The sequence below is a fragment of the Methanothermobacter crinale genome (assembly GCF_055397825.1).
The window spans coordinates 1,215,354-1,240,398 of the sequence record NZ_AP042450.1 but is presented as its reverse complement, the minus strand read 5'-3'; the positions used below and the strand labels follow the sequence as shown (position 1 = coordinate 1,240,398).

At 41.9% G+C, this 25,045-nt stretch carries 34 protein-coding genes; 5 read left to right on the top strand and 29 right to left on the bottom strand.

Annotated features, from left to right (window positions below):
* Positions 1–53: 53 nt before the first annotated feature.
* Positions 54–1,061, top strand: a complete 1,008-nt coding sequence (locus ACZ5XX_RS07170) for a 7-cyano-7-deazaguanine synthase (protein ID WP_464583912.1) — start codon at positions 54–56, stop codon at positions 1,059–1,061.
* On the opposite strand, the gene ACZ5XX_RS07165 is transcribed toward ACZ5XX_RS07170, so the two are convergent.
* The 28 genes from ACZ5XX_RS07165 to ACZ5XX_RS07030 all read right to left on the bottom strand — a co-directional run bounded on the left by ACZ5XX_RS07165 (position 1,044) and on the right by ACZ5XX_RS07030 (position 20,180).
* Positions 1,044–1,184, bottom strand: a complete 141-nt coding sequence (locus ACZ5XX_RS07165; RefSeq protein WP_464583909.1) for a DUF3096 domain-containing protein — start codon at positions 1,182–1,184, stop codon at positions 1,044–1,046. The two genes, ACZ5XX_RS07170 and ACZ5XX_RS07165, sit on opposite strands and share 18 nt — an antisense overlap.
* A 34-nt stretch (positions 1,185–1,218) precedes the next feature.
* On the bottom strand, positions 1,219–2,634 hold the full coding sequence (gene argH, locus ACZ5XX_RS07160) for an argininosuccinate lyase (RefSeq protein ID WP_464583907.1): 1,416 nt from the start codon (positions 2,632–2,634) through the stop codon (positions 1,219–1,221).
* Positions 2,635–2,648: 14 nt separating this feature from the next.
* Complete coding sequence (locus ACZ5XX_RS07155; protein WP_464583905.1) at positions 2,649–2,801, bottom strand: 30S ribosomal protein S27ae; 153 nt, start codon at positions 2,799–2,801, stop codon at positions 2,649–2,651.
* Positions 2,798–3,103: a 30S ribosomal protein S24e gene (locus tag ACZ5XX_RS07150; protein ID WP_464583903.1), complete on the bottom strand. Its 306-nt coding sequence runs from the start codon at positions 3,101–3,103 to the stop codon at positions 2,798–2,800. Before ACZ5XX_RS07150 ends, ACZ5XX_RS07155 begins: the two co-directional genes overlap by 4 nt.
* A complete protein-coding gene (locus tag ACZ5XX_RS07145) occupies positions 3,081–3,590 on the bottom strand; it encodes a GTP-dependent dephospho-CoA kinase family protein (RefSeq protein ID WP_464583901.1) in 510 nt (169 codons plus the stop codon). The genes ACZ5XX_RS07150 and ACZ5XX_RS07145 overlap by 23 nt, the downstream gene beginning before the upstream one ends.
* A 1-nt stretch (position 3,591) precedes the next feature.
* Positions 3,592–3,774 carry a transcription elongation factor subunit Spt4 gene (gene spt4, locus ACZ5XX_RS07140; RefSeq protein WP_464583899.1) on the bottom strand — a complete coding sequence of 61 codons (183 nt, stop codon included), beginning with the start codon at positions 3,772–3,774 and terminating at the stop codon, positions 3,592–3,594.
* Positions 3,771–4,322: a DNA-directed RNA polymerase gene (gene rpoE, locus ACZ5XX_RS07135; protein WP_464583897.1), complete on the bottom strand. Its 552-nt coding sequence runs from the start codon at positions 4,320–4,322 to the stop codon at positions 3,771–3,773. Before rpoE ends, spt4 begins: the two co-directional genes overlap by 4 nt.
* Before the next feature lie 21 nt (positions 4,323–4,343).
* Complete coding sequence (locus ACZ5XX_RS07130) at positions 4,344–4,874, bottom strand: inorganic diphosphatase (protein ID WP_464583895.1); 531 nt, start codon at positions 4,872–4,874, stop codon at positions 4,344–4,346.
* A 22-nt stretch (positions 4,875–4,896) separates the two neighbouring features.
* Positions 4,897–5,253, bottom strand: a complete 357-nt coding sequence (locus ACZ5XX_RS07125; protein ID WP_464583892.1) for a type II toxin-antitoxin system VapC family toxin — start codon at positions 5,251–5,253, stop codon at positions 4,897–4,899.
* Positions 5,254–5,277: 24 nt separating this feature from the next.
* A complete protein-coding gene (locus tag ACZ5XX_RS07120) occupies positions 5,278–6,504 on the bottom strand; it encodes a translation initiation factor IF-2 subunit gamma (protein WP_464586307.1) in 1,227 nt (408 codons plus the stop codon).
* Between the two features lie 25 nt (positions 6,505–6,529).
* On the bottom strand, positions 6,530–6,910 hold the full coding sequence (locus tag ACZ5XX_RS07115; RefSeq protein WP_464583889.1) for a 30S ribosomal protein S6e: 381 nt from the start codon (positions 6,908–6,910) through the stop codon (positions 6,530–6,532).
* A 28-nt stretch (positions 6,911–6,938) separates the two neighbouring features.
* The gene (gene infB / locus ACZ5XX_RS07110; RefSeq protein ID WP_464583887.1) at positions 6,939–8,714 is read right to left on the bottom strand and encodes a translation initiation factor IF-2; all 1,776 of its coding nucleotides are present in this window, start codon (positions 8,712–8,714) and stop codon (positions 6,939–6,941) included.
* A 4-nt stretch (positions 8,715–8,718) separates the two neighbouring features.
* Positions 8,719–9,177 carry a nucleoside-diphosphate kinase gene (gene ndk, locus ACZ5XX_RS07105; RefSeq protein ID WP_464583885.1) on the bottom strand — a complete coding sequence of 153 codons (459 nt, stop codon included), beginning with the start codon at positions 9,175–9,177 and terminating at the stop codon, positions 8,719–8,721.
* Between the two features lie 7 nt (positions 9,178–9,184).
* Positions 9,185–9,355, bottom strand: coding sequence for a 50S ribosomal protein L24e (locus ACZ5XX_RS07100; RefSeq protein WP_464583883.1), 171 nt, complete (start codon positions 9,353–9,355; stop codon positions 9,185–9,187).
* An 11-nt stretch (positions 9,356–9,366) separates the two neighbouring features.
* Positions 9,367–9,573, bottom strand: coding sequence for a 30S ribosomal protein S28e (locus tag ACZ5XX_RS07095; protein WP_112094261.1), 207 nt, complete (start codon positions 9,571–9,573; stop codon positions 9,367–9,369).
* A gap of 14 nt (positions 9,574–9,587) precedes the next feature.
* Positions 9,588–9,959: a 50S ribosomal protein L7Ae gene (gene rpl7ae, locus ACZ5XX_RS07090; protein ID WP_464583881.1), complete on the bottom strand. Its 372-nt coding sequence runs from the start codon at positions 9,957–9,959 to the stop codon at positions 9,588–9,590.
* A 192-nt stretch (positions 9,960–10,151) separates the two neighbouring features.
* Positions 10,152–10,355, bottom strand: coding sequence for a histone family protein (locus ACZ5XX_RS07085; RefSeq protein ID WP_112094263.1), 204 nt, complete (start codon positions 10,353–10,355; stop codon positions 10,152–10,154).
* Positions 10,356–10,552: 197 nt separating this feature from the next.
* Positions 10,553–11,761 carry a threonine synthase gene (thrC, locus tag ACZ5XX_RS07080; protein ID WP_464583879.1) on the bottom strand — a complete coding sequence of 403 codons (1,209 nt, stop codon included), beginning with the start codon at positions 11,759–11,761 and terminating at the stop codon, positions 10,553–10,555.
* 13 nt (positions 11,762–11,774) lie between these two features.
* A complete protein-coding gene (locus ACZ5XX_RS07075; protein ID WP_464583877.1) occupies positions 11,775–12,371 on the bottom strand; it encodes a stage II sporulation protein M in 597 nt (198 codons plus the stop codon).
* Positions 12,368–13,471, bottom strand: a complete 1,104-nt coding sequence (locus tag ACZ5XX_RS07070) for a tryptophan--tRNA ligase (RefSeq protein WP_464583875.1) — start codon at positions 13,469–13,471, stop codon at positions 12,368–12,370. Before ACZ5XX_RS07070 ends, ACZ5XX_RS07075 begins: the two co-directional genes overlap by 4 nt.
* Positions 13,472–13,480: 9 nt before the next feature.
* The gene (gene endA / locus ACZ5XX_RS07065) at positions 13,481–13,987 is read right to left on the bottom strand and encodes a tRNA-intron lyase (protein WP_464583873.1); all 507 of its coding nucleotides are present in this window, start codon (positions 13,985–13,987) and stop codon (positions 13,481–13,483) included.
* 13 nt (positions 13,988–14,000) lie between these two features.
* Entirely contained in the window at positions 14,001–14,570 is a 570-nt protein-coding gene (locus ACZ5XX_RS07060; protein ID WP_464583871.1) for an SIS domain-containing protein, read from the bottom strand.
* Positions 14,567–15,235 carry an NADPH-dependent F420 reductase gene (gene npdG / locus ACZ5XX_RS07055; protein WP_464583869.1) on the bottom strand — a complete coding sequence of 223 codons (669 nt, stop codon included), beginning with the start codon at positions 15,233–15,235 and terminating at the stop codon, positions 14,567–14,569. The genes ACZ5XX_RS07060 and npdG overlap by 4 nt, the downstream gene beginning before the upstream one ends.
* Positions 15,236–15,245: 10 nt before the next feature.
* Positions 15,246–15,992 (bottom strand): sugar phosphate isomerase/epimerase family protein, encoded by a 747-nt coding sequence (locus ACZ5XX_RS07050; RefSeq protein ID WP_464583867.1) that lies wholly within the window; start codon positions 15,990–15,992, stop codon positions 15,246–15,248.
* A 14-nt stretch (positions 15,993–16,006) separates the two neighbouring features.
* Complete coding sequence (locus ACZ5XX_RS07045; RefSeq protein WP_464583865.1) at positions 16,007–17,833, bottom strand: PIN domain-containing protein; 1,827 nt, start codon at positions 17,831–17,833, stop codon at positions 16,007–16,009.
* A gap of 6 nt (positions 17,834–17,839) precedes the next feature.
* Positions 17,840–18,220: a phosphoribosyl-AMP cyclohydrolase gene (hisI, locus tag ACZ5XX_RS07040; RefSeq protein WP_464586305.1), complete on the bottom strand. Its 381-nt coding sequence runs from the start codon at positions 18,218–18,220 to the stop codon at positions 17,840–17,842.
* Between the two features lie 2 nt (positions 18,221–18,222).
* Positions 18,223–19,500 (bottom strand): histidine--tRNA ligase, encoded by a 1,278-nt coding sequence (hisS, locus tag ACZ5XX_RS07035; protein WP_464583863.1) that lies wholly within the window; start codon positions 19,498–19,500, stop codon positions 18,223–18,225.
* Positions 19,501–19,517: 17 nt separating this feature from the next.
* Positions 19,518–20,180: an RNA ligase partner protein gene (locus ACZ5XX_RS07030; protein ID WP_464583861.1), complete on the bottom strand. Its 663-nt coding sequence runs from the start codon at positions 20,178–20,180 to the stop codon at positions 19,518–19,520.
* Between the two features lie 106 nt (positions 20,181–20,286).
* Between ACZ5XX_RS07030 and ACZ5XX_RS07025 the strand changes: the two genes are divergently transcribed.
* Genes ACZ5XX_RS07025 through ACZ5XX_RS07015 form a run of 3 tightly spaced genes read left to right on the top strand, consistent with a single transcriptional unit; the run spans position 20,287 to position 23,386 of the window.
* Complete coding sequence (locus ACZ5XX_RS07025; protein ID WP_464583859.1) at positions 20,287–21,132, top strand: shikimate dehydrogenase; 846 nt, start codon at positions 20,287–20,289, stop codon at positions 21,130–21,132.
* A 6-nt stretch (positions 21,133–21,138) separates the two neighbouring features.
* A complete protein-coding gene (locus ACZ5XX_RS07020; RefSeq protein ID WP_464583857.1) occupies positions 21,139–22,092 on the top strand; it encodes a replication factor C small subunit in 954 nt (317 codons plus the stop codon).
* Between the two features lie 13 nt (positions 22,093–22,105).
* Positions 22,106–23,386, top strand: coding sequence for a replication factor C large subunit (locus tag ACZ5XX_RS07015; protein WP_464583855.1), 1,281 nt, complete (start codon positions 22,106–22,108; stop codon positions 23,384–23,386).
* On the opposite strand, the gene ACZ5XX_RS07010 is transcribed toward ACZ5XX_RS07015, so the two are convergent.
* On the bottom strand, positions 23,379–24,011 hold the full coding sequence (locus ACZ5XX_RS07010) for a hypothetical protein (RefSeq protein WP_464583853.1): 633 nt from the start codon (positions 24,009–24,011) through the stop codon (positions 23,379–23,381). The two genes, ACZ5XX_RS07015 and ACZ5XX_RS07010, sit on opposite strands and share 8 nt — an antisense overlap.
* A gap of 96 nt (positions 24,012–24,107) precedes the next feature.
* Here ACZ5XX_RS07010 and ACZ5XX_RS07005 point away from each other — a divergent pair, with 96 nt between their 5' ends.
* A complete protein-coding gene (locus tag ACZ5XX_RS07005) occupies positions 24,108–25,019 on the top strand; it encodes a hypothetical protein (RefSeq protein WP_464583851.1) in 912 nt (303 codons plus the stop codon).
* Positions 25,020–25,045: the final 26 nt, after the last annotated feature.

Genomic DNA, 25,045 nt, shown 5'->3' with positions numbered 1-25,045 from the left:
GGGGTCTTATTTTTTAGGGATCTTATTTATTTGTCATCCCTCTATTATATTATATGGAGTCTTCATATTTAAAGAAGATGATAGAAGAACTTAGAGAAGAAATAGGCCATGAAAGGGTTGATGTGAACATCAAAGAGACTATTTTCAACAAGGAAAAAGATGAGCTCATCATAATAGCCCCTGACAGATCAGATAAATCTGTTATAATAGGGAAGGGGGGATGGGTTGTTGGCAGGCTCAAAGAAGCCCTTGGGATTGGCAGAGTCCATGTTGAAGCTTATACTGATCTAATCTTGAAAAAGTATAGGATAAAACTTTCACTAAATAAAATAGAATCTTTAATAAGAGAGGGAATATTCCCAGACCAACTCAAGGTTTTCAGGGATCTTCTACAAAAAAGGCTGGATAAAATCCCAGAATTTGACCCTCTAGAATATAAGTTTGAAGATCTGAATGAAGAAGTTATAGTGGCATTATCTGGTGGAGTTGACAGCAGCTTTTCCACCATAATCGCGAAAAACCTCGGTTTTAAAGTGAAAGCCATAACAGTAGACCCTGGGACCATAATACTACCAGGACATGTTAAAGAAAACATAAAAAGACTATCCAAGAAATTAAAAATAAATCACGAATATATTAAGGTTGATTTTTCAGATCTTATAAAAGAGGCCCTTGAGGGGAGATTCCACCCATGTGGAAGATGTTCCAAGAAGTTAAATGATAAAATACTAGATTATGCCAGAGATCATGATATTAAGATTGTCATATTTGGCGATCTACTACCAACCTCGTCCCAAGCTATAAACCAAGTGGATGATATTTTAAGGTTAAACCTCCCAGCCCTCCTCGCAGCATCTAAACAGGAAGTAAAAGGCGTGGTTTCAAAATTCAATATCAAAGGATCCCAGGTTTTCGGCTGCCCCCTCCTAGGTGAAGTTCACAGGAGATTCCCACATTTTAGACGCTACTCAATACAAAGGATACTGAGGGAGACACGCGCCGGGATATTAGAACCTGGAGAGGCGCTAACCCTTATCCTGGGCCTATTCAAAGAACTTTAATATACCATAGACAATCAAGAAGATACCTACAAGATAGCCCACAAGGTAGGGGTATATGATCATTAGTATGCCTATAATTATTGCAAGGAGTCCTATTACACGAGGATCTGTTTTCGCTACCATACAATAGAATAAGATAACATGACATATATATAGATTACTTTAATGATTCAAGTTCGTCTTTAACATATGCCTCCAATTTTTTGAGAGAGGCTTCCACCATCCTAGGGGATGGTCCACCTGGAACATTCCGCCTCTTAACATTCTCATGAGGGTCAAGAGCTCTCCTTATAATATCATCATCCAGTTCAAGTTTTTCCCCTATGATCTCCTCACTAACCTTATCCACTAGACTTGAATTAACATCTAATAGACTTAGACCTTCTTTTATAACATGGTTGATTAGGCGTCCCACGATTTGGTGGGCTGTCCTGAAAGGGATTTTCTTCTCCATTACAATAGCATCTGCAAGGTCGGTTGCCGTGGCAAAATTGGAAACTGCAAGTTCAAAACCTCGCTCGCTGTTCACTTTAACTGTTGATAACATTCTCCTAACTATACATATCATATCATAGCATGTGCCCAGAGCATCCCAAAGGTGTGGTGTGATCTCCTGGAGATCCCGATTATAGGTATATGGTAGGCCCTTCAAAATTCCAAGGACGCTCATAAGGTTACTGTAGAGGTTTGATGTTCTGGCCCTGGCTATCTCAGCAACATCTGGGTTTTTCTTCTGGGGCATTATAGATGAGGTTGATGAGAATTCATCAGCCAATTCGATTAGACGGAACTCGTAGGTGCTCCAGAGTATCATCTCTTCACAGATTCTGCTCAAGTTCGCGGCTATCATTGAAAGGTCAAATATGGTCTCTGCTATGAAGTCCCGGCTACTTACAGCATCCATTGAATTTTCCATGTAATCACTAAATCCTAGTAATCTTGTTGTAAGTTTTCTGTTTATTGGGAAGCTAGTTGTTGTCAAGGCCGCTGAACCCAAGGGGTTAACATCAACTCTCTTGTAAGTGTCTTTCAAGCGTTCATAATCTCTTTTAAATGCATGGGCGTATGCGAGCAGGTGGTGGGCGAAGGTCGTGACCTGGGCGTGTTGGAGGTGTGTATAGCCTACCATTATAGTCTCTTTATGGTCTTCAGCCATCCTAACCAAGACTTTGATGAAATTTAGTAATTCTTTTTGTATTTCTCGTATTTTTTCTTTGAGGGCGAGTCTGAGGTCTGTTGCTACCTGGTCGTTTCTTGATTTCCCTGTGTGCATGAAACCGGCTTCTTCACCTATCTTTTCCGTGACGTATTCCTCTATGGCCATGTGGATGTCTTCAACTGATGGATCCAATTTTAGAGCTTTTATACCCTCTTTTCCAAGTTCTTCCAAGACTTTTATTATCTTATGGGCTGTTTTTTCGTCTATTATGCCCTCTCGGGCTAGCATCCTAGTATGGGCTATGTTACATTTTATATCGGCGTAGAATATGTGGTGGTCGGATTCTAGGGATGATGTGAATTTGGCAGCTTCTTCATCCATTTTTTTTTGCAGTCTGCCGCCTCTAAGGTTCAATTATCCTCCATCCTCTACCTGTTTTTCCATTGTGTATACCCGCATCTTCCACACGCGTATCTGTCCCCATGGTCGGCCATGAAAACTCCACTTGAACATCTGGGACAAAACGGGTTCTTTCTCTTGATCTTGTCATCTTTAACTTCATATAATTTATATTTGCTCATTCTTCTCCCTCAGCTTCCACTTTCTTCTCTAGGTTCTTTTCTATGACATGTTCTGGTTCGATCTTTTCTAGTGCTTTCTTGTCTTGATAAAGTTTGGCATATCCTTTGGCTTTACCCTCTCCAAAGTAGGGTCTTAGAGTGTCTACAACAAGAAGATCTTTATCAGAGTTTAGCATAGCAACTAGCTTCTTTTTAACTTCGAGTATTTTTGGTGTTGGCTCTCCCTGATATAAACATTCAAATTTTATCTCAGTCCTTGCAAGGAGTGGATTCTCCTTTTCATCGGTTATTCTGATCTCCATCTGCTTTTACCTCCTTAAATTCTCTAATTAGATTTTCTGCTTTTTGCTTCATCTTCTCTGCTTTGACTAGGACAACCCCCTCATTGGGTTGTCCATATAATATGATGGCATCTGTTGGTGCTAATATGATTGATGGTAAAACTGCAAGATCCTCTTCACCATCTACTATGATAAGGTGATTATCTCCAGATTTGATGGCCTCTTTTATAATTGTCCAGAGTTCATCTGTTATAGTGCCTGGGGGGTTTTCACATTTTAGGATTTTGGCATCATATCGGATCTTGTATTTTGAGGTTTTTCTCTGAACACGATTATCTATTATGGCTAGGTGGGGTTTTAAACCTGTCTGGAGTAGTCTATGTGTTGTAACATCACCTACTGAGATTATGAATGCACCCTCTGGTATGAGCGCCTCTTTAGGTGATGGGTATAGTCTACCGAATGGTTCCTTTAATTTTTTCCTTAATTTTTTTGGTAAGATTAACACTTTATCTGACCCTCAGCGCATATTCACCAGGTTTGTTAATGGCCAGTTCCCTGGCTATCCTGGACTTTTCAGGGTTGATTATGATGAGCAATCCACTCCAATTGGTAGATGTTGCTCCTCCACAATCTGGGCAATGTTCTTCCTCTGTGATCCTTTTACACTTGGTGCAAGCTTTGAGCGTCATTTTTTACTCTTCCTCTTTTCTTCTTCGATCCATTCAAGCCTCCCAAGCCCTGGCTGTCTCATGGTGAGGCCTATTTTTATCTTCCCCTCTTCTTTAAGGCTTAATGAGACTACCCTAGCCCTCACACGGTTGCCTTCTTCGAGTCTCCTGTTGGTCTCTTTACCGATTAAGACGCGCTTCTTGGCCTCATATGTTATGTAGTCGTCTGTAACCTGTGAAACATGCACTAGACCATCCATGGGGCCTATCCTCACGAATGCGCCGAAGTTGGTTATCTCGATCACTTCACCCTCAACCACTTCTTGGAGTTCTGGTTTGAAAAAGAGTGCGTTGAATGTTACTTCATGGTAGGCGGCCCCGTCACCCATTATGACCTTGCCTATTCCTATGTCTTCTATGTCCGTTACTGTGAGCATTTGTCCAAGTTTTTTATCCATCTTGCCTACATATGTTTCATTGAGTATGTCGAATGTAACCTCTTCTAGGGGCTCTTCAAAACGGTGTGGTGGTATTCTAACCGTGTCTACGATCTTTGTTTTATAATACAAGGTATCCCCCTTATCTAAATTCTATTTTAAGTATTTTTCTTTGTATAGTTCCACTGAGTGGATAACCGCATCTAATGCCTTTTGACGGTTTTCCCATCCGATTATCTCAGTGTTTTTATCTTCAAGTTTCTTGTATTCCTTGAAGAAGTGGGCTATCTCTTTTAGAATATGTGGGTGGACATCTGTGATATCATTCACATCCTCATAGTGGGGGTCGTTGACAGGCACTGCTAATATCTTATCGTCTTGGTCGCCGCTGTCAATCATCTTCATCAGTCCTATTGGCCTTGATTCTATGATGCAACCAGGGAATGTGGCCTCATCTATAAGTACAAGGATGTCCATAGGGTCCCCATCATCATATAATGTCTGTGGTATTATACCATAATCTGCAGGGTAGAAGAATGGTGAATATAACACCCTGTCGAGTGAAAAGGCTTCCAAGTCCTTGTCATATTCGTACTTGTTTCTTGAACCTTTTGGTATTTCGATTATGGCATATACGACCTCGGGGATTGAAGGTCCCGGTTTAATATCCTTCCAGAGATTCATACTCTTTCCCTCCCATTTTATTTTATGATATGTATCCGTTGGTGGTTAGATATTTTTTTTGTCGCAAGTAAATGACTGGCACGCCTTTTTTGCGCGCTTTTTTTCTAAGTTCTTTATCATTTGTGCAGAGGATGTCGGATAAGCGTATAAGCGCGTCATCCACACTTTCACCCTCCTTCAAGGGGAAGTTTACTATCTTGAACGGCCCCTCCTTCGCCAATCTGAGGGCTATACGCGCGGCAATTTTGTCCTTTCCCCTGGATTTTCTTTTAATCGTTTCAAGTTCGTCTATTATGAATGATGGAATGATAAATTCGCCATTGGGCGCTATTCTTTCCAGTTCAGAGATGATATCAACCCTGAACTGGGATGGTATCATAAAAAATTTGTATCAAGGATGATCCTATTTGATGATACCATAGCCTATCAGCCTCCATCTTGCACCTACCCGCCTTGATAGTGCTATCCTTTGACCATCCTCGGCACAGGCTGGTAACTTCAATGTGATATCAGCGTCATTTTCCCTAGCAGAGGTTACAATACCTACAGTGGTTGTTGTTCCCACGTTGATCATGAGGGGTTCATTTGTCCTTATAGGTTCAACCTTCGCCTCCTCTTCTGTACCAACGATTCTCTCTAATAGATGTGTTTCGATAGTGAGATTATGCCTGACAGGTGGCAGAGTGTCTGGTTCACCAACTACTGAACCTGAGAGGGAATCTGCCTTTGTAAGTGATGGGTCTAATTTGGTGCCCACACCTACAAGGCCTCCTGGTCCAACTTCTTCCATTGGCTCTCCACCCGCAACTAATCCCACAATCTCTGAATAGAGGCTGTTCCATGATGTTTTACCATCCTTCTTGAGTTGTATGCCAGGTTTTATCTCTATCTCGTCCCCGACCCGGAATTTGCCCTGTATAAGCGACCCTCCGATAACTCCACCCTTTAGTTGGTCTGGGGTGGCTCCTGGCTTGTTTATATCAAAAGAACGGGCCACATACATCCTTGCCGGTTTTTTAAGGTCTCTTTTTGGTGTTTTAATGTTTTCTTCTATTGCTTGGATTAATATGTCGATGTTAGCTCCCTGTTGGGCTGATACTGGTATTATTGGGGCGTCAGCCGCACATGTGCCCTTCACGAACTCTTTGATTTCCTTATAGTTTTCTAGGGCTCTTTCTTTTGATACTATGTCTATCTTGTTCTGGACTACGATAACATCCTTAACTCCTATGACGTCGAGGGCCATGAGATGTTCTTTTGTCTGCGGCTGTGGACAAGGTTCGTTGGCGGCTATCACGAGTATTGCACCATCCATGATAGCGGCGCCGGATAACATTGTTGCCATGAGGGTTTCATGGCCTGGCGCGTCTACAAATGATACTTTCCTTAAGAATTCCGTCTTGGAACCGCAATGTTCACATTTTTCCTTTGTTGTGTAGGATTGGGGTGGCGGGCAATTGGGACACTTCCTAAATGTTATATCCGCATATCCTAAGCGGATGGATATTCCCCTTTTCGTCTCTTCGCTATGGGTGTCTGTCCACACCCCTGACAGGGCCTTTGTGAGTGTTGTCTTCCCATGGTCGACGTGTCCCACGAGGCCGATGTTTATTTCGGATTGTTTTTTCACAAGGATGCACCTATTAGGTTCTTTTTTATTCTTCCTCGGCACTTATAAGTTCTTCAAGGGGCTTATCACCCCTCTTGGTTATTACAGTGTTTATTTGCACAATATCCTCGGATATTACATTACCCCTCAAGGTTTTACGTCTTCTTTCACCTTTACGCTTCGGCCTGTAACCTGGACCGGCTGATACTAGGCTTCTAACCCGCCTAGGACCTGGTATATCTTTTCTCATAGGGAAACCGTCCTTGTCGCTCCCACCGGTTATTTTTAATTTGTAACCTTTCAGTCCTATTATTGAACCTTCAAATTCGTCACCTATCGCGAGTCCTATGAGTTTTCTCTCCTGTGAAGGGTCAGCTTCCATTTGTATGCTTTTTTCCTTATCGGAGATTACTATCTTGAAAGTCACTGTGTCATCTCCCTCCCATACTATTTTTTTAGATCCCCCATGTTGGATCCTTTTTCCTTTTGATGTTAGCTATTTCCTGGAGTGTATCATATTCTTCCTCGGTAAGATCTCCTTTGAGTTTGTCTGTGAGGATCTTATAATGTTTTTCAGGGATGTCCACGTAAAGTATGTCACCCTCATGGACGTTCTTCCCGAATATGGCGTCAGTTATTGCCATGGCTAATTTCTGCCCTGTTGAAGCGGATTTTCTGCTTTCGCCCCTGTCTTGCATGCTAGCCACTCTACCAAGGGATTTGCCTTCACTTGTCATGATTGGGTAGCCTTGTTTTATCGTCCCAGCGAGAACTTCTATACCTGCGATGGCTGGTTTGCTCTGCCTAAACACTAGCTTAGGTATTATCCTGATCTTAGCTGGTCTTATGATAGCTTCCATCCACTTCCTTTTCCGTTTCTCCTTGATTTCTTCCATCCATTCCTCGTATTCTTCTATTAACTTGTAGATCACATTCCCTTGGAATAATTTTACCTTTGAGGCTTTGATTTCCTCCATGGCGGATGGTAGAACCTTTACATTGAAGGCTATTATGACACCATAAAGTTCGTTTTCTTGTTTTGCAATCTGTGCATTGATAACATCCTTCCTTGAAATATCACCTATATCAGCGGTTTTTATAGGCACCTTTAAATCTTCTAGGAGTTTTATCATGGCTTCAAGGGAACCTAGAGTGTCGGCTTTGACGATTATGCCCTCATCCTTTGTGGCTATCTTAACGTCCTCTATTTCTTTTTGTAGCTCATCCTTTATAGATTTTATATCATCTCGGATAACCCTCAAGGGCGAGCCAGGGATGACATCATCTATATTCGGAGCCACTATCTTTATACCAGCGGCAGCCACCACCTCATTTACCTTTTGGAATTTTCTCCGGGTTTCTCTCATCTCTTCGAGCGGTTTTGGTTTTAGTAGTGATCTTATCCTCGTAGTTATAATATCATCTGTGGTCATTAGGGCTATTTTGTCATTGTCTCTGATTATACCATCATAGATAACGGCGTCTAATGTTGTCCCCAATCCTTTTTCTTCTTTAACTTCTAGTACCGTGCCCTTGGCTGGTGCGTTGGGTTCTATCTCTAGCTGCTTTTTAAGGTATTGTTGGGCAAGGCCCATGAGCATGGTTAAAAGTTCGGGAATGCCTTCACCTGTCTTCGCACTTATGGGTATGATTCCTATTTGGCTTGTGAAATCTGTTATCCTGTCGAAACGTTCGGATGCAAAACCTTCCTCGTGGAGGCTGCCAACAAGCTCATATACTCTTGTTTCAAGCTTCTCTTGGACGTTTCTGGCTTGTAGTGGGAATGTGTCCATGAATGGTGTGTCTTCGTGCGCTTGCCACCCTGGGATTTTGTCTATTTTGTTCGCCGCGACTATGAATGGAGTCTTGTACATTTTAAGGATGTTCAGCGCCTCATAGGTTTGGGGCTTGAAGCCCTCATTGATGTCAACGATTAATATTGCGAGGTCTGCTAGGGCTCCTCCCCTTTTCCTGAGGGTTGTGAATGCTTCATGGCCTGGTGTGTCAATGAAAAATAGGCCGGGTAGTTTCTCTTTTATGGAGAATCTTTCAAGGAATTCGCCGCATATTTCTTTTATTGTTTCTATTGGGATTTCCGTCGCCCCTATATGTTGTGTTATGCCCCCTGCTTCTCTTGTGGCTATGGCAGTACCCCTAATATGGTCTAGTAGGGTTGTTTTGCCATGGTCCACATGGCCTAGGACTGATACTATGGGCGACCTTATTTTCATCTGTTTAGTCTCCAGATTCGTATATTATTTTTTCATCTGGCATGGTGTAATCGTGGATTTCATCTTCGTTGAAGAATAATTTTATTTCTCTTTTAGCGGATTCTGGCGAGTCTGAGGCGTGTATTATGTTTCTCCCTGTTTGGAGTGCGAAGTCTCCTCTTATGGTGCCTGGGTCTGCTTCTTGGGGGTTGGTGGCTCCGACGATCTTCCTTGTCAATTCTATACTGTTTTCCCCTTCTATTACTAGTGCTAGTACTGGTGCGGATGTTATGTAGTCTATGAGGTCGTTGAAGAATGTTTTGTCCTTGTGTTCTTGATAGTGTTTCATTGCGAGTTCTCTTGTAACATTTAACATTTTTGCGGCGACTATTTTAAGTCCTCTTTCTTCGAGTCGTGTTATGATTTTTCCTGTTAGTCTTCTTTGGATGGCGTCTGGTTTTAACATTATGAATGTCCTCTCCATGGTATCACTATTGTTTTTTCTTTGTGATCCATTTGGTTTTCCTGGGGACTCTTTTGAGTTTTAGCATGTTTTTTTCGCATTTGCTGCTGCAGAAGAAGTATACTGTACCGTCTCTTTTCACGAACATTTTCCCGGTTCCTGGTTCTATTTCTTCGTTACAGAATGTGCATGTTCTCATAACTTCACACCTTATGGTGCTTTGATTTCTTTGGCTTCTCTAATGGTGTCCAGTAGCATTAGTATGTCGCCTTCTCTTACTGGTCCCATCACGTTTCTGGTGAGTATTCTGCCTTTGTCTCTTCCTTCTAGTATTCTACATTTTACTTGTAGTACTTCCCCTGTCATCCCGGTCCTTTTTAGGACTTCAATGACTTCTGCAGGGGTTGCTTCTTCCAATATTATCACCTAGTCTATTTTTTGAGTTCTTCGACTTTCTCTACCACTTCTTTTATTAGTTCTTCCGATTCTCCAGGGTCTATTATACATGCTGATGCTGAGGGAACGTTTAAGCCCGCGGCTGTTCCTAGTTCGTCCTTTGTGGGCACGTATACGTAGGGTATTTCTTTTTCTTCTGCAAGGACTGGTAGATGTGCTACTATCTCTGGCGGGTCAACATCCTCAGCTATTAGAATGAGTCGTGCGACTCCTCTCTCAGCTGCTTTAGTGACCTCATTGGTCCCCTTAGCTATTTTACCCGTGTCTCTCGCTATCTCTAATGCTTCAGCGGCTTTGTCGGCTAATTCTTTCGGTACGTCGAATTTTACGTAGATTGGCTTTGCCATAAAATATTACCTCCTTTTTCATCTGGTTTGGATACCATCCATCGGCAATACTCTAAACTGGTGAGTACCCTTTTATATTATGGGAATATATAAAATTTTTCTAATAAAAAAACTAGGAGTAATCATAGTTATTTTAGTTTTATTGTTTATAAAACTTTCCCCGGCAAAAGAAAAAATAAAAGAAGAAAGAGCTTATATCCTTTTAACGGCTAATTCTATGTCCTCTGCTTTAACAGTTTTTCTACCAGCGTGTTTTGCGAATTTTATGGCCGCTGCTGCTATCTCTTCACCTTTTGCTTCTAGGGCCTTTGCTAGTGCTTCTCTTGCATCATCACTAACTCTCTCGGCACCGGCATTTTTTATGATTCTCCCAATAGGGGCTATTGGCAATTCCATAACCAACCACCTCATATTTACAAATATCATCTATTAAACTACTTCTATATAAATATATCGGCAATTTTGCAGATTCTCAGGGCCAACTATGAACTTTTCGCCCATGATATGATGATAGATATTATCATCCAAGATTTTATAAAAAACAATAGGCTATGGGAGAGTTCCATGAAAAGGGACAACCAAAAAAGACAAATTTACCCAAAACTGGCCTTTTCCCTTATAACCGCCAATAGGCTGTTTATATCAGCTTCAACTTCCATGGGCTCCTCACATGCCCTTATAGCGGTGTCAGGATCTTTTAGAAGGTGGCCAGTTGCTATGCAGACGATTTCCTCCCCCTTGTCAATCTTACCATCGTCCAACAACCTTATAAGGCCAGCTATGGAAGCTGCTGAAGCCGGCTCAACACCTACACCTTCTTTTCTCGCCAGGAGCTTCTGAGCCTCCAAAATCTCCTCGTCGCTCACAGACTCTGCAAGACCCTCAGACTCATAAATAGCTCTAAGAGCCTTAAGATAACTTACAGGAGCCCCTATACGTATAGCTGTCGCAACAGTTTCAGGATTCTCAACAGCTTCTATCTTCATCTCACCCCTCTTAAAAGCGTTAACAATCGGGGAAGCACCCTCAGCTTGTATACCAGTCATCATAGGCCTCTCATCAATAAAACCAGCTCGGTAGAATTCGTTTATACCCTTCCATATCGCCGAGATGTTACCTGCATTACCCACCGGCAATATAATGCGATCAGGGGATCTCCAACCCAACTCATCAACTATTTCAAAGCCGATGGACTTCTGGCCCTCTAAACGGAAAGGATTCACAGAATTGAGAAGGTAAACTTCACCCATCAAGGCAAGGCTTGTCACAGCCTCGAGAGCTTCATCAAAATTACCCTTAACAGATAAAACCCGGGCACCATGGAACATGGCTTGGGCAAGCTTGCCAAGAGCGACTTTACCCTGTGGCAGAAGCACTAAACAGTCAAGGTTGGCCCTCGCAGCATATGCGGCCAGGGAAGCTGAAGTGTTCCCTGTCGAGGCGCAGCCAACACTCTTAACCCCCAACTCGAGGGCTTTGGTTATACCAACGCTCATACCCCTATCTTTGAAGCTTCCTGTTGGATTAGCACCTTCAAATTTAACATATAATTTCACCCCAAGATCCTTTCCTATATTATCACATTTTATAAGGGGTGTCCCACCTTCTTGAAGTGTTACTATCTTTGATTCATCAACTGGCATGAATTCTTTATACTTCCACATTGTCTCTTTTCTACTCTCAAAAACATCCCTTGAAACCCTAGGTTCTATTATGACCTCGAGTATCGAGCCACACTCTCTACAAGTGTATATTATCTCATCCAACCCATACTCAGTTCCACATTTTATACATCTTATCATCTCTAAAACCTCATTAGAACCCTTTTATCATATAATAGAATGTTAATGTGAACTCCGCTTCGATTATGGCCGCTATGAGTATGAGTATGACAGCTATAAGGAATAGGAGTAGAGAATCCTTAAATTCTCTTATATTATTATCGGAGGATTTTTTCAATTTCTGGGTGAATGACCCTGGGCCTCTTATAAGATCCCCCATAAAGTGGATGATGAAACTTGATAACCTGAAACCCGCCACACCCGCGATTATAATACCTGGGATCTCGAACATGCCATGTGGGGCCACTAATAATATGAAATCAACCACAGGGACCTTCGTGGCGAAATATCCCATAAATAATCCGTTAAGTGCAAGGAATAAACCCGTGAAGATGCTTAGGGATAAACCGCCAAGATATAATAGGAGGATGGCCTGCAAATTATGGGAGAATATGGAGATTATGGTTATACCCTCTTCTATAACACTCTTTTTAAATTCTCTCATCAGAGGGGCTAACAAGATATCCAAGAATCCTGCCAATAAGTATCCTAGGGAAAATGATCCCAAGAATATTAGGATGGATATGATAAGATAATCCCTATTCCTTTTGTAAAGATCTATGATATTCATTGGTGCACCTTGTCAAGTATGGATTCTGCAATTTTCTCAGCCTTTTTTCTCTTCTTTGAAAATTCTTCAAAAAATCTTCGCATATAATCTGCAACATTACTTTTACATTCACCGCACATAAGTGTGCCGTTCCTACAATCCTCATATACTCTTTTAAGTTCATTGTCAGAGCCCGCCATATGATATAACAAGATCTCATATACGATACAATCCTCTGGAACGCCCCCTAGTCTCCTCTGCTCCTCTAGGGTCTCCCTGCCACCCGTCTTAGCATTTTTAACCTTCCATTCAATCTCATCTGGCGTGTCTGTTAGGAATATTGCAGTGGCTGGTTTGCTACTTGACATTTTACCCCCAGTAAGTCCTCTCATGAACCTGTGATATGTGGAAGAGGGAAGGATGAAAGCATATCTTTTTTGGAGACGTGATGCTATATCCCTTGTAAGGCGTATGTGAGGGTCCTGATCAGGTCCTACCGGTACAAGAGTCGGTTTCGGACCCCCATACTCTCCTAACTGTGGGTGTAGTATATCGGCTGCTTGTATAAGGGGGACATAAACATGTGCCATGTTGGTCGAACCAGTGAAACCATATATGGCCCTTAACTCGTTAAAGTTAACCTTTTTCGCGAATATATAAGCAAGATCCTCCACTAGGAGATTCTCTGATTGCAGATAAACATTTATATTGTCCTGTGTAAGATCTAAGCCCAAGGCTATATAACTACTTATATATTCTTTGATTGCGAGTTCTCGTGATTCCTTAAAGTCGATGTCGCGTGCGGAATAGGATTCCATATCAGCTATTGGGATGTAGATTTCCGCTCCCTGTTCATCATACCAGATGAGCTGGTCAACTATCATCTTATGTCCGATGTGCATCCTGCCACTGGGCATCATCCCTGTCACCACTGCAAAGTCTTTCCCATCATTTATGGCTGCGAGTATCCTCTCATAGTCTCTGTGGCCGAAGATTATACCCCTTCTCATGAGCCAATGGGGATCTTTTATCTCGCCTAGAATTTCTTTGAATGGTTTTATGCCGAAGTTTTCCATTATCTTATTGTATTCTAGTATTCTTGAACTCCAGGGGTCTATCATGCTTTTCACCTATGGTCTGATCCATTCTACCATGTAGTAGGTGATGTCTTCTTCATCATCAACTACTGCGAGGATTAATTTTTTTCTAACGCCATGGGCGACTCTCACATAACTTGAAAAGTCTAGGATTTTAAGTTTTGTGCCCTCATGTAGAACCCTTACAAGGTAACTTGAATGGTCCTTAGTTGGGGTTTTACCCCTCTCATAGACTCTGAATTCTGAACCATATTTGAAACCTGTTTTTACTATGTAACCCCTCTCTCTAAGATCCCTGTAGACTATGAACTTCTGGTATAAGCCGCGCCTGTCTAGGATGGATAAGAGTTCATTGAAGCTTATCCTCTTTTTACCATCCCATATTGAAAGTTTGCCTTTCCATTGTAAATAGGCCGCTTCTACCAGTGACAGTTTGAGTTGGTCGCCTTCTAGGTTCCCATAGTAGCTCTTCTGGTTTAGGCGTAGGGCCATATTATCCGCTTGTACTGTTACCGTATCACCTGCAAACTGACCGTCCAAGCCTTCTCACCCTTTAATAGTGTGCTTCTGCAAGGTCTCCTTCTGTTTTTCCAACTTTTCTCATTAACTCGGATATTATACCATCTAATATTAGGAGGCTTGTATCCTCATATAATGTGCCAAGTGGCGTTATGTTATCCTCTCTTTCCTCCTTTATCTCCCTTTGGTAGTCTCTCCATGGTCCTACGTCTATTATGATATCGGATAATTTTGAGAGTTCCGATCTTGGGTTTGCTGTTATTCCTATGATATTGACACCCTTCTTTTTTAATCTCCTGGCCTCTGTTATTATGCTGCTTGTGTCCCCTGAACTTGAAATAACTATGATAAGGTCGCCTTCTCTGGGTGTGATGGTTGTGGAGTCTCCGATCACATGGACATTTAGTTCTAATTGGGCGAGTCTCATTGCGAATTCTTCACCTACTAGTTTTGACCTGCCGCTGCCCAATACAAATATGGATTTTGATGCTGTGAGTAACTCTATGATCTTGTCTAGGTCTTTTTTGTTGATTTTTTCCGCGACTTTCAAGGCATGTTCCAGTATCTTCTTTACGGTTTCGAGGAGCATTTGGATTCTCCTCAAATTTTTGTTATCCTTATACCAGCATTCTTTATCTTGTTTTTCATGTTAAGGTTGATGAGTAGTGGTGTTATTTTCTCGATTATCCTAGCATTTTCTAGGGATCCGCAATCTATGCCCCTGACCCCTGGTATTTTCTCTGCAAGTTCTATCACGATCTTCTTGGCTTCTTCGTCGTCTGATGTTATGAGACAGTCACAGTCCACATCTTCCTTGAAGTTTAGCAGGCTATAGGCACTTATGTTGTTAAATGCCGATACTACGACCACGTTTTCTAGGAATTTCGCAGATCTTTCAGCGGCTGAACCATCCCATAGGTCAAGGTATTTTGCACCTGAGCCGCCAAGTGAACTTTCAAGGGGTACTGTAGCATCTATGAGAATCTTACCTTTGATGTGTTCCTTTATGGACTTTAGGGTTGCCATCTGGGCATGTAATGGTACCGTTAATACTATGATATCTGCTAGGCTGGCGGCATCTTCATTACTCATACCCTCCAATTTCAACCCGGGCGCGTCTGTCATCTCTTTTATCTTGTCCACTGTATCCTGGGCTCTCTTCGAATCCCTTGAGCCTATTACAACATCTTCACCCGCCATCGCGAGTCTTAGGGCCAATCCCATGCCCTGATCTCCGGTTCCTCCTATTATGGCAATTTTCCTATCCATCATATACCACCTAAAGTAGGTTTAATTTTTTAAGGAAAGTTAAACTTTCAATTAACTCTTTTTTACTCTTCACTTCAATTGTTAGGATACCATTATATCCTCTCAAGTTCTTGAATAATTCAGGGAAGTTTATGCTCCCTGTTCCAAGGGCATTATGGGAATCTTTTAAGCCGTCGTTGTCTGAGAGGTGTATATGGCCTACTAATTCTATTCTGATGTCCTTGGTTGTGTAACCCATGGTATGGGCATGGCCAATATCAAGGGTGGCCATGATCTCCAGTTCTTCTACCAGTTTTTGTAATTCTTTCAAGTTATTGTAGAGGTAGCCTTCCATCCTTGGCATGTTTTCGAGGCAGAGTGTCACGCCCAGATCATCCGCATACTTTTTAAGTTCTTTGAGTGACTGGAGATTATATCCTATGATTTTATCCTTGTATGCTCTTGCAAGGAATGGTACGCTGCCAGGATGTAATATTAGCTTATCCGAGTCCAAGTGCGCTGCCAAGTCCAGTGAAGATTTTATCTCCATTATCGATGATCTTCTTATCCTCTTATTTGGAGAGGCTATGTTAACATCAGAGATTGGAGCATGTACTATGAATTTGAGGGAGTATGAGCTGATTAGATCCTCCTGTATCCTATCTAATGGGTATTCGTTGATTATCTCACAATAGTTGATACCAAGTCCCTCTAGGTATTCTAGGGTAATATTAAGTGGTGCCGGGTGCAAGGCTAATGTTGAAACTCCAAAATCCAAAAAATACCCCCATATCATGTTTCAGACCTTAAACGGGCTTTTATCGGCACTCCCTCCCTCATTGCGTTTAATATCATCTCTGCCAATTCAATATCCTTTTTTATCTTTATTGTGCCTTTTTTCCCTACTGTGGCTGTGAACAAATATTCATCATCTATTAGTATATCATATGATACTCCTATGGAATCTTTACCGAACTCTAGGACCACATAATTCCCAGATATATCTACTGGAACCTTTATTAAGCTCTTTTCCTCTACTTTTTTGAGAGGTTCTATGTTGATGCTTATCCCTATATTATCTTCGATCTCTTCGATGGTTTTACCCTTCTTGCCTATGATCTGGGGTATATATTTCTCTTCAACCCATACCTTCGCCCTTTCATCAGATTCGAGCTCGACCTTGAATTTACCGGGGGGTAGCCGCTTGCTGAACTCCTTTTCAATTTCCCTCTCAACGATTAACTGAGCTGGAGTTTTTCTTTCAGCAATGGTAGAAACTTCCATTACTATGGTCTGTTCACCATAAGTATAAATCTCATATACCAGTTCTCCTGTTTCAAAATCCCTGATCTCTATAACAGGCCTTGCAAGGTCTGCTTCAACCATGCCACTTGGTACCTTAACCGTTAGGGAGATGTCATAGACCGCTTTTATTTTCCCATCTTCGATGAATATGGTCGTATCCACTATTGAGGGTATCATCCCCAGTTCTACTCGTCCTATTATCCTCTGAATGGCGTCTATGGGCCTGGTGGCGTGGACCACTCCAACCATGCCCACACCTGCAAGGCGCATATCAGCAAATATCCTAAAATCTCTTGTCTTCCGCAGCTCATCATATATTGTGTAGTCTGGTCTTACAAGGAGTAGTATGTCAGCGGTCTTTTGCATGTCCCTTTCTATTGGAGCATATTGTGTTATTTCATCACCTACTTGCAAATCTCTTGGAGATTCCATTGTTTTGACTATTGCATTCATTTCCTTGCTGAAGAATTCGGCGACTGCCTGGGCGAATGTGCTTTTACCAGCGCCAGGGGCCCCGGCGATTATTATGCCCTTGGCCGTGTCCCTTAAACGTTCCATTAATTCATCAGATAAACTATAATCTTCGAGTGAAACCCTTGCAACTGGTCTTACAGCCGTTATCTCCATGGCCTCTGAGAATGGAGGTCTTGCAATGGATATCCTATATTCACGGAATTGGACTACCGTGGCGCCTTCCATTTCTATTTCAATGAAACTTTTCAAGTCGCTCTTGGCCCTTTCAACTATTTCACGGGCCATCCTATGAATTTCTGAACGTTTAAGTGGCTTGGATCCTATCTTGACAAGTTCTATTTTTCCTGGTTTTCCTTTTTTTGCCATGGGGACAACGTTTTCTTTTAGATGTACCGACATTGTGTCCTTATCGAAGTATTTGCTTATCTCGAGTTTATCATATTCTAGGACTTCTGGTTGTATGTATATTACTTCTAGTCCTTGTGCCCTTGCAACTTCTGCTTGTACCCTGTCACTTGTAATTAGTATGGCATTATGTTCTCTGGCTGTGCTTCTTATCATGGCATCTATTTCACCACCCTTTGCAAGGGCTATCTCATCTAGTGTGGGTCTTCTACCAACGAAGCTTATGGAGATTATATTCCCCTTACTCAACTCTTGCAAATTTTTAAGCTCCTCTAAACCGTTAAATCCTGTTTCACGGCCCCTGTTCGCTTGATATTCTAGTTCTGAGACTACGGCCTCAGGTATTATAACTTCACTCCCCTTGAATTCATCTTCCTGTACTATATCTGTGATTCTACCATCCACAATAACGCTTGTATCTGGGACTATTCTCATATTTAATCATCCCCTATAGATTTCCTCAGGATTGAAAACCTTCCGCCCTATATTCTCCAGCTTTTTTGGGGGGATTAACCTCCTATAGAAGCAGGAATAATGACCAGTATGGCATGCGCCACCCTTTTGTTCCACTTTGAGTATAATGGCGTCCATGTCACAATCCACTAAAATTTCATCCACCCTTTGGATGTGTCCTGAACTTTCACCTTTTAACCAGATTTTTTTTCTTGATGTGCTCCAGTAATGGGCCATACTGGTCTCTATTGTCCGCTGTAGGGCTTCTTTGTTCATATATGCCACCATTAGGATCTCGTTAGTATTTTTGTCCTGGGCTATTGCTATTATAAGCTTCTCCCCGCCTATTTCATGTCTGAAATTTAGTATCTTTATTCCTCCTTGAGGTATTCTATTATCTTATCAATTTCTACAAGCTCTTGAGTGCCTGTTTTCATGTCTTTGACAGTGACTTTACCATCCTTGAGGTCCCTTTCACCTACGAGGACGACTTTTTCCACGTTGAGATGATCTGCATATGATAATATTTTCCTCAGTTTCCGACTTGAAAGGTCGACATCTGAAGGTATGCCCGCCTCTCGAAGCCCCTGGACTATCCTATAGGCTGATGGACGGGTTGAATCTGAAACTGGGGCCACGAAAACCTTTGCAAATTGGAAAATCTCATTTTCTTGTCTTTTGAGGGCTGCTACTAGTCTGTCGAATCCGAATGCGAATCCTGTTGATTGGATTTTTTCGCCACTGAACAATTCTATGAGGTTGTATGTGCCGCCTCCACAGATTTGTTTCTGGGCCCCTAATGACGGTACATAAATCTCGAATACTATACCAGTGTAGTAGTCTAATCCCCTTGCAATTCCCAAATCCAAGTTATATTTTTCAACCTTGAAATCATCTAGGAGCATTACGAGCCTTCTGAGGTCTTCAATAGATTCTAGGGCGGGTTCGCAACTCCCAACCATGCTTTCAAGGTTTTCAAGCACTTCCAGTCCGCCCTTCATGCCTATGATGGACAATAACAGGTTCTTCACGGTTTTGTCTGCTTTTATATTCTCCAAGTGGAGTTTAAGTCCTTCCAAGTCCCCTTTATCGATAAGGCCCATTATTCTATCCTGCGGCTCCCCTTTTATCCCAGCATCTTCTAATATTCCCCTAAGTATGCCAAGGTGTCCTATATGTAACTTGTATTCCTTGAGGCCAAGTTCTCGCAGGCAATGCACTGCTAATGCTATCACCTCTGCTTCCGCCTGCGGGGATTCCGCACCCATAAGTTCACATCCAAACTGCCAGAATTGTCTGAATCTACCAGCCTGCGGCCTCTCATACCTGAAACAACTCCCATAATAGTACAATTTTATAGGCTTAGGATGTTTTCTCATCTCATTCAAGTATAATCTGGCGACCGGTGCTGTAAGCTCTGGCCTCAAAGCCAATTCCCTGTTTGCTTTATCCTTGAAATGGTATATCTGTTTCACTATCTCTTCTCCAGATTTTAAAGTGAAGAGTTTTAAATCTTCGAAGATTGGAGTTTTTATCTCATGATAACCATAAGTTTCAAAGATTTTCTTCAAGGTTTCCTCCACTTCTTTTCTCTTTTTCATCTCCTTGAATAAAAAATCTCTTGTCCCACGTGGCCTTGTTATCTCCATGTATTCTCCCCCGTGGACTATTCATAATATTTAAGGTATTCCTCCAACATTTTGGGGAATGATATTGCGTCAAGGAATCTTAAACCTAATCTTTCAGCCCATACTTGGATGCCTTCATCTGCTGCGACAACACCTGCACCTAGTTCCTTAGCCAATAATAAAACGTCAAGATCTGGGGCGCTGTCAAGGGTCCCCCTGCGGAGGGCGCTCCTATATTTTTTCCTGAAGTCCTTTATAGCCCCGCCTATAACTTCCATTTCTATTCTGCTCTTTTTAACACCCTTCGAGGCCATTACCATGGCCTCCACTGCAGCCTCCCATATGGCGGCCTCTGAGATCCTCATACCCTTGTTCATCCTCTCCCTTATGTCCCGGACATACTCGAAGAAAACCTGGGATGGTATCTGAGTATCATAACGGTTTGGTGTCTTTTTCACTATCCATGTCTCCGCCTTCACAAGAATATCCTCTGGGCAACTATACCTGTTCATATAATCAGTGAACTCCTTATAAGTTACTGGGGGCATATGACAGCTTATATTTAATCTGATACGGGATCTCGCTATGAGGTCGAGCAGCTTATCAACTGACTTATGCAGATCACCAGAGCCTATCAGATCCCTTAACTGTTTATCAGTAAATGCAGTTGTATCAAGTACAAATCTTTGTTTTGCAAGCACCTTTATTCCCCTCTCATGATCGTGATAGAATATATTATCATCAACAACAAATAAATATACTTGGATCTATCCAAAGGAGTTAAGAAAAGAGGAGGCCCTTGATAAAATGATAACAGGAAAAACCAATGTTGTTGGGGTGATAGGGGATCCTGTGGAACACAGCCTATCACCCATCATGCATAATGCTGCATTCAATCACCTAAACCTGGACTATGTTTACGTAGCCTTCCACGTGAAAAAAGGAATGGCAAAAGAGGCGATAGAAGCCATGAAAACCTTTAATATAAAAGGCCTTAATGTCACAATCCCACATAAGGTAGATATACTAGACTACGTCGACAAAGTAGATGAAACAACAGAGCTTATAGGAGCAGTTAACACTTTAAAATTAGAAGACGGAAAAGTATGGGGTTTCAACACAGACGGCTTAGGCTGTGTAAGAGCCCTTGAAGAGGTGACAACACTCGATGACAAGAATATTATAATATTGGGTGCTGGTGGGGCTTCAAGGGCTATCGCATTTCAATTAGTCTCCTATAATATAGGGGGCTTGCACATCCTCAACAGGACACCTGAAAACGCCAAGAAGCTAGCAGAGGACATAAAAAACAAACTAGGAACCAGCGTATTCGCCGGCGGCCTAGAACACTTGAAAGAGAAGATTAAGGACTCGGATATCCTCATCAACACAACACCGGTTGGAATGTACCCAAATACCGATGCAAAGCCCCTCGCAACCGCGGAGATATTACATAAGAACCTGATCGTGAAAGATCTAGTCTATAATCCACCTCAGACAAGATTATTAAAAGAAGCCGAAAAGGCAGGGGCCAGGACAATATCAGGAATAAAAATGCTAGTATACCAAGGGGCAGAATCATTCAAGATATGGACAGGAAAAGAAGCCCCCACAGATATAATGGAAGAGGCAATACTAGAAATCATAAGGTGATCAAAATTGGAAGGACCATGGGTTGAAAAATACAGGCCAAGAACATTAGAAGATATAGTGGGACAAGAACACATCATATCAAGGCTTAAACGCTATGTTGAGCAGAAAAGCATGCCCAATCTCATGTTCACAGGACCTGCAGGAGTCGGTAAAACAACAGCAGCACTAGCATTGGCAAAGGAAATACTAGGAAAAAATTGGAAGCAAAACTTCCTAGAACTTAACGCTTCTGATGCAAGGGGAATAGACACTGTAAGGACCAACATCAAAAACTTCTGCCGTCTAAAACCAATAGGCGCACCATTCAGGATAATATTCCTCGACGAAGTAGACAATATGACAAGGGACGCCCAACACGCCCTCAGAAGAGAAATGGAAATGTACACAAAAACTGCAGCGTTCATACTCTCCTGCAATTACTCATCGAGGATAATAGAACCGCTACAATCAAGATGCGCCATATTCCGCTTCCTACCACTCAAAGGCCACCAGATAAAAGAAAGACTAAAATATATCGCAGAGGAAGAAAAACTAGACTATGAACCAACGGCTCTAGACATCATAGCATATCTATCAGAGGGTGACCTTAGAAAGGCCATAAACATATTACAAGCAGCAGCCTCACTACAAGAAAAGATAACTGAAGACACAATATACGAGGTAGTTTCGAGAGCCCGGCCGAAGGACGTCCGTAGGATGATAAAAACGGCCCTCAAAGGAGATTTCATGGACGCCAGGAACCTTTTAAGGGAGATAATGATACTACAAGGCGTAAGTGGGGAAGACATGGTAGACCAGATATACCAGGAAGTATCAAGACTAGCCATGGAAGGATCCATAGAAGTCGAAACCTACATAAAATTCGTTGACTCCATAGGAGAATACGACTTCAGGATAAGAGAAGGTGCAAATCCAAGAATACAATTAGAAGCATTACTCACAACATTCCTATCCAAGTGATCGGGGCAAGATGATGTCATGGACTGAAAAATACCGGCCAAAAACATTCAATGAAATGGTGGGGAACAAAAAGGCCATCAAAGAAATAAAAAAATGGATCCAAGCATGGAAAAATGGCAAACCACAACACCCACTCCTACTAATAGGACCCCCAGGCACTGGAAAAACAACACTAGCCCATATCATAGGATCTCACTTCTCAGATAAACTAGAACTTAACGCTAGTGACAAAAGATCCCATGACCTCCTCATGAACATTATAGGGGAAGCATCAACCACCAAATCGCTATTCAATGATAACCTCAAACTCATCATACTCGACGAAGTTGACGGCATCCACGGAAACGAAGACCGCGGAGGAGTGCGCGCAATAAACAAGATAATAAAAGAATCAAAACATCCCATAGTATTAACAGCCAACGACCCCTACAGTAAAAAACTTCAAACAATAAAACCAGCTTGTAAAATCATCACCATCAGAAAAGCACACCCAAACTCAATAGTAGCATTCCTCAAAAGGATATGCCAAAAAGAAAACATAGAAGCAGACCCCAAAATTTTGAGAGAACTCGCCAAAAGATCACATGGGGACCTAAGATCCGCCATAAACGACCTAGAGGCCATGGCAAAAGGAGAAAAGAAGATCGGAGCGGAGCTCCTAGAAGCTGGTGAAAAAGATGTTTTCCCGGGCCTATTCGACGCTATAAGAGCCATCCTAAAGAGCAAAAATATTAGACATATAAAAGAAGCCATGCAAATCGACGAAGACCCCCAACTATTACTTGAATTCACAGCAGAGAACATCCCAAGAGAATATGAAAAACCCCACGAGATAAGAAAAGCCTACAATCATCTCTCCCGCGCCGACATATTCTTCGGAAGAGCGACACAAACAAGAGACTACATATATTGGCGCTATGCATCAGAACATATAGGAGTGGGAGTGGCCCTATCAAAGGATGAAACCTATAAGAAATTTACAAGATACGCAGGACCCGGATCATTCCAATTCTTTGGGAGAACAAAGACCAAACGCCAAATAATAGATAATCTGGCGGAAAAGATCTCAAAAAAACTGCACATATCAAAAAAGGTTGCCATCACAACATTCCCCTACCTCAAGATAATCCTAGAAGATGAAAAAACTGCCCAGGAGATCAGAAAATATTTAGAATTAACCAATGAAGAATTCAAGATACTTAAAGGGAAGAGAAAACCATCCAAAATTAAGAAAATGGAAAGAGAGGATCCTCCAATCAAGGAAAAACAGACAACACTACTACAATTCAAATAACACCCTCTTTGATATAATCTAAGGATTTCAGCATGTTCTCTCTAAATTGTGGGAAAACTTCCTCAAAGAACCCAAGAAACTCCTCGACAACATTATCCCCTGTTACTCTTATCGGCCCGACTCCCAACCATCTTTCAATCCAAGCTACAGGCACCCTGGATAGAGGATACAATAACCTCCCCCTATAATCCTCCCTTGGAGGACCAACAATAAGCTTTCCATTAATCATCTTCTCTATAGCATCAGCTATTATATGATCCAGTGTTAATGGAGATGCGATAAAATCAAATTCCGGCCCGGAAACTAAACTGACACCATATTTTCTAGTGTAGGGCTCCAATACAGCATATAACGTGTATGAAAGCGGATCATCACCTTCCTTGACAAATATCCTCTGATGAGGTTCTAATTCGGCTGATAGTACGCGGGAAACCCTCGAACATATCATCTGGAAAATTTTAGACCTCACAACCTTTATATTAGGATAATGTTTCTTGAACAGTTCCTCCCGCCTCCTGGAAAACCTTGAAAACCTGAGATTATTTATAAGGACAGCATCCTTCATTACACTCACAAATCTTGTGTCAACACCAATATCTGACAAGAACCTAACAACTTCTCCCATACCAGAATCTCCACCTCTTTCTCTAAAATATTATTTAGTTCATATTACAAATAAGAACATAAGATCCTGATGAAGGTGAGTGAATTGTTCAATTTCTTGAAAAGGAAAAGTGACCGGGAAAACATCCTTGAAATAGAACCAGATGGTCCCGTAGATTGCATAGCAGATTTCACTTACAATTTCTATTGGCAACAAAAGGGTGAAGAACTCGAACCAGAAGACCAAATACCCGGAACAGGCCACACATACAAGGACATCGTAGAACACTTGAAAAATGGTGGTACCCTCAGAATATTAGGAGATGCTGGTCATAGGACATGCTCAAGTATGGGAGTCGATCTAAAGTTCTTCGGGGGAGCGGGAAAGGCAATAGACGTAGGTGATGTTATCATAGAGGGTGATGTTGACACCAGGATGGGTATAAGCATGCTAAAAGGGGGTATATACGTCAAAGGCAAGGTCAAAGAGCCCATCGGGAACCTTATAGAAGTGGAATCTGACAAGAAAGGCTATAAGAAATTCAGATCAATAACGGACATAGTCACCAACGGCCTCCAAGGAGAAAAACTAATAGGAGCGACCTTCACAGGTAACAGGCTTATAATAGATGATAGGCGTATAAGAGACACGATTGGGGCGCGCCTAGACGTGGAAGCCCAGATAATACATAAAGGCAATGTTGACCTTTCCACGGGTATACTAATGAAAAGGGGCATTGTAAGAGTAGATGGAAATGCTGGTAGGAACACAGGAGCCCTACTAAGTGGAGGCACAGTAATAATAGATGGAAATGCCGATGACTTCACAGCCATTGACATGAAATCCGGTACCATCATAATAAATGGGGATGGAGGCAAATTCCTAGGCGCGCAAAGAAAAGGGGGAACCATACTAGCAAAGAGCGGAAAACCAGTACCACCAACCTCCGAAAGTAAACTCACAGAAGAAGACAAACAGACATTAATAAGATTCGGCTTCAACCCCCACTCATTCAAAAAATTCTCATAATACCTTCCAAATCCTATAATTTTATC

Bases quoted from the DNA above. Each gene is read 5' to 3' on its own strand.
- ACZ5XX_RS07100 (WP_464583883.1), bottom strand. From the start codon at position 9,355: ATGAGAACATGCACATTCTGTAACGAAGAAATAGAACCAGGAACCGGG.
- ACZ5XX_RS07165 (WP_464583909.1), bottom strand. From the start codon at position 1,184: ATGGTAGCGAAAACAGATCCTCGTGTAATAGGACTCCTTGCAATAATT.
- ACZ5XX_RS07070 (WP_464583875.1), bottom strand. From the start codon at position 13,471: ATGATAGACCCCTGGAGTTCAAGAATACTAGAATACAATAAGATAATG.
- npdG (WP_464583869.1), bottom strand. From the start codon at position 15,235: ATGGATAGGAAAATTGCCATAATAGGAGGAACCGGAGATCAGGGCATG.
- ACZ5XX_RS07010 (WP_464583853.1), bottom strand. From the start codon at position 24,011: ATGGGAGAAGTTGTTAGGTTCTTGTCAGATATTGGTGTTGACACAAGA.
- spt4 (WP_464583899.1), bottom strand. From the start codon at position 3,774: ATGACGCTCAAAGCTTGCACCAAGTGTAAAAGGATCACAGAGGAAGAA.
- ACZ5XX_RS07075 (WP_464583877.1), bottom strand. From the start codon at position 12,371: ATGAATATCATAGATCTTTACAAAAGGAATAGGGATTATCTTATCATA.
- thrC (WP_464583879.1), bottom strand. From the start codon at position 11,761: ATGATAAGATGTATAAAATGTGGAACTGAGTATGGGTTGGATGAGATA.
- hisS (WP_464583863.1), bottom strand. From the start codon at position 19,500: ATGGAGATAACAAGGCCACGTGGGACAAGAGATTTTTTATTCAAGGAG.
- infB (WP_464583887.1), bottom strand. From the start codon at position 8,714: ATGAAAATAAGGTCGCCCATAGTATCAGTCCTAGGCCATGTGGACCAT.
- ACZ5XX_RS07015 (WP_464583855.1), top strand. From the start codon at position 22,106: ATGTCATGGACTGAAAAATACCGGCCAAAAACATTCAATGAAATGGTG.
- ACZ5XX_RS07150 (WP_464583903.1), bottom strand. From the start codon at position 3,103: ATGGAGATCAGAATAACCGATGAAAAGGAGAATCCACTCCTTGCAAGG.
- ACZ5XX_RS07170 (WP_464583912.1), top strand. From the start codon at position 54: ATGGAGTCTTCATATTTAAAGAAGATGATAGAAGAACTTAGAGAAGAA.
- rpl7ae (WP_464583881.1), bottom strand. From the start codon at position 9,959: ATGGCAAAGCCAATCTACGTAAAATTCGACGTACCGAAAGAATTAGCC.
- ACZ5XX_RS07125 (WP_464583892.1), bottom strand. From the start codon at position 5,253: ATGATACCATCCCAGTTCAGGGTTGATATCATCTCTGAACTGGAAAGA.
- ACZ5XX_RS07130 (WP_464583895.1), bottom strand. From the start codon at position 4,874: ATGAATCTCTGGAAGGATATTAAACCGGGACCTTCAATCCCCGAGGTC.
- ACZ5XX_RS07085 (WP_112094263.1), bottom strand. From the start codon at position 10,355: ATGGAATTGCCAATAGCCCCTATTGGGAGAATCATAAAAAATGCCGGT.
- ACZ5XX_RS07045 (WP_464583865.1), bottom strand. From the start codon at position 17,833: ATGAGAATAGTCCCAGATACAAGCGTTATTGTGGATGGTAGAATCACA.
- ndk (WP_464583885.1), bottom strand. From the start codon at position 9,177: ATGGAGAGGACATTCATAATGTTAAAACCAGACGCCATCCAAAGAAGA.
- ACZ5XX_RS07155 (WP_464583905.1), bottom strand. From the start codon at position 2,801: ATGAGCAAATATAAATTATATGAAGTTAAAGATGACAAGATCAAGAGA.
- ACZ5XX_RS07025 (WP_464583859.1), top strand. From the start codon at position 20,287: ATGATAACAGGAAAAACCAATGTTGTTGGGGTGATAGGGGATCCTGTG.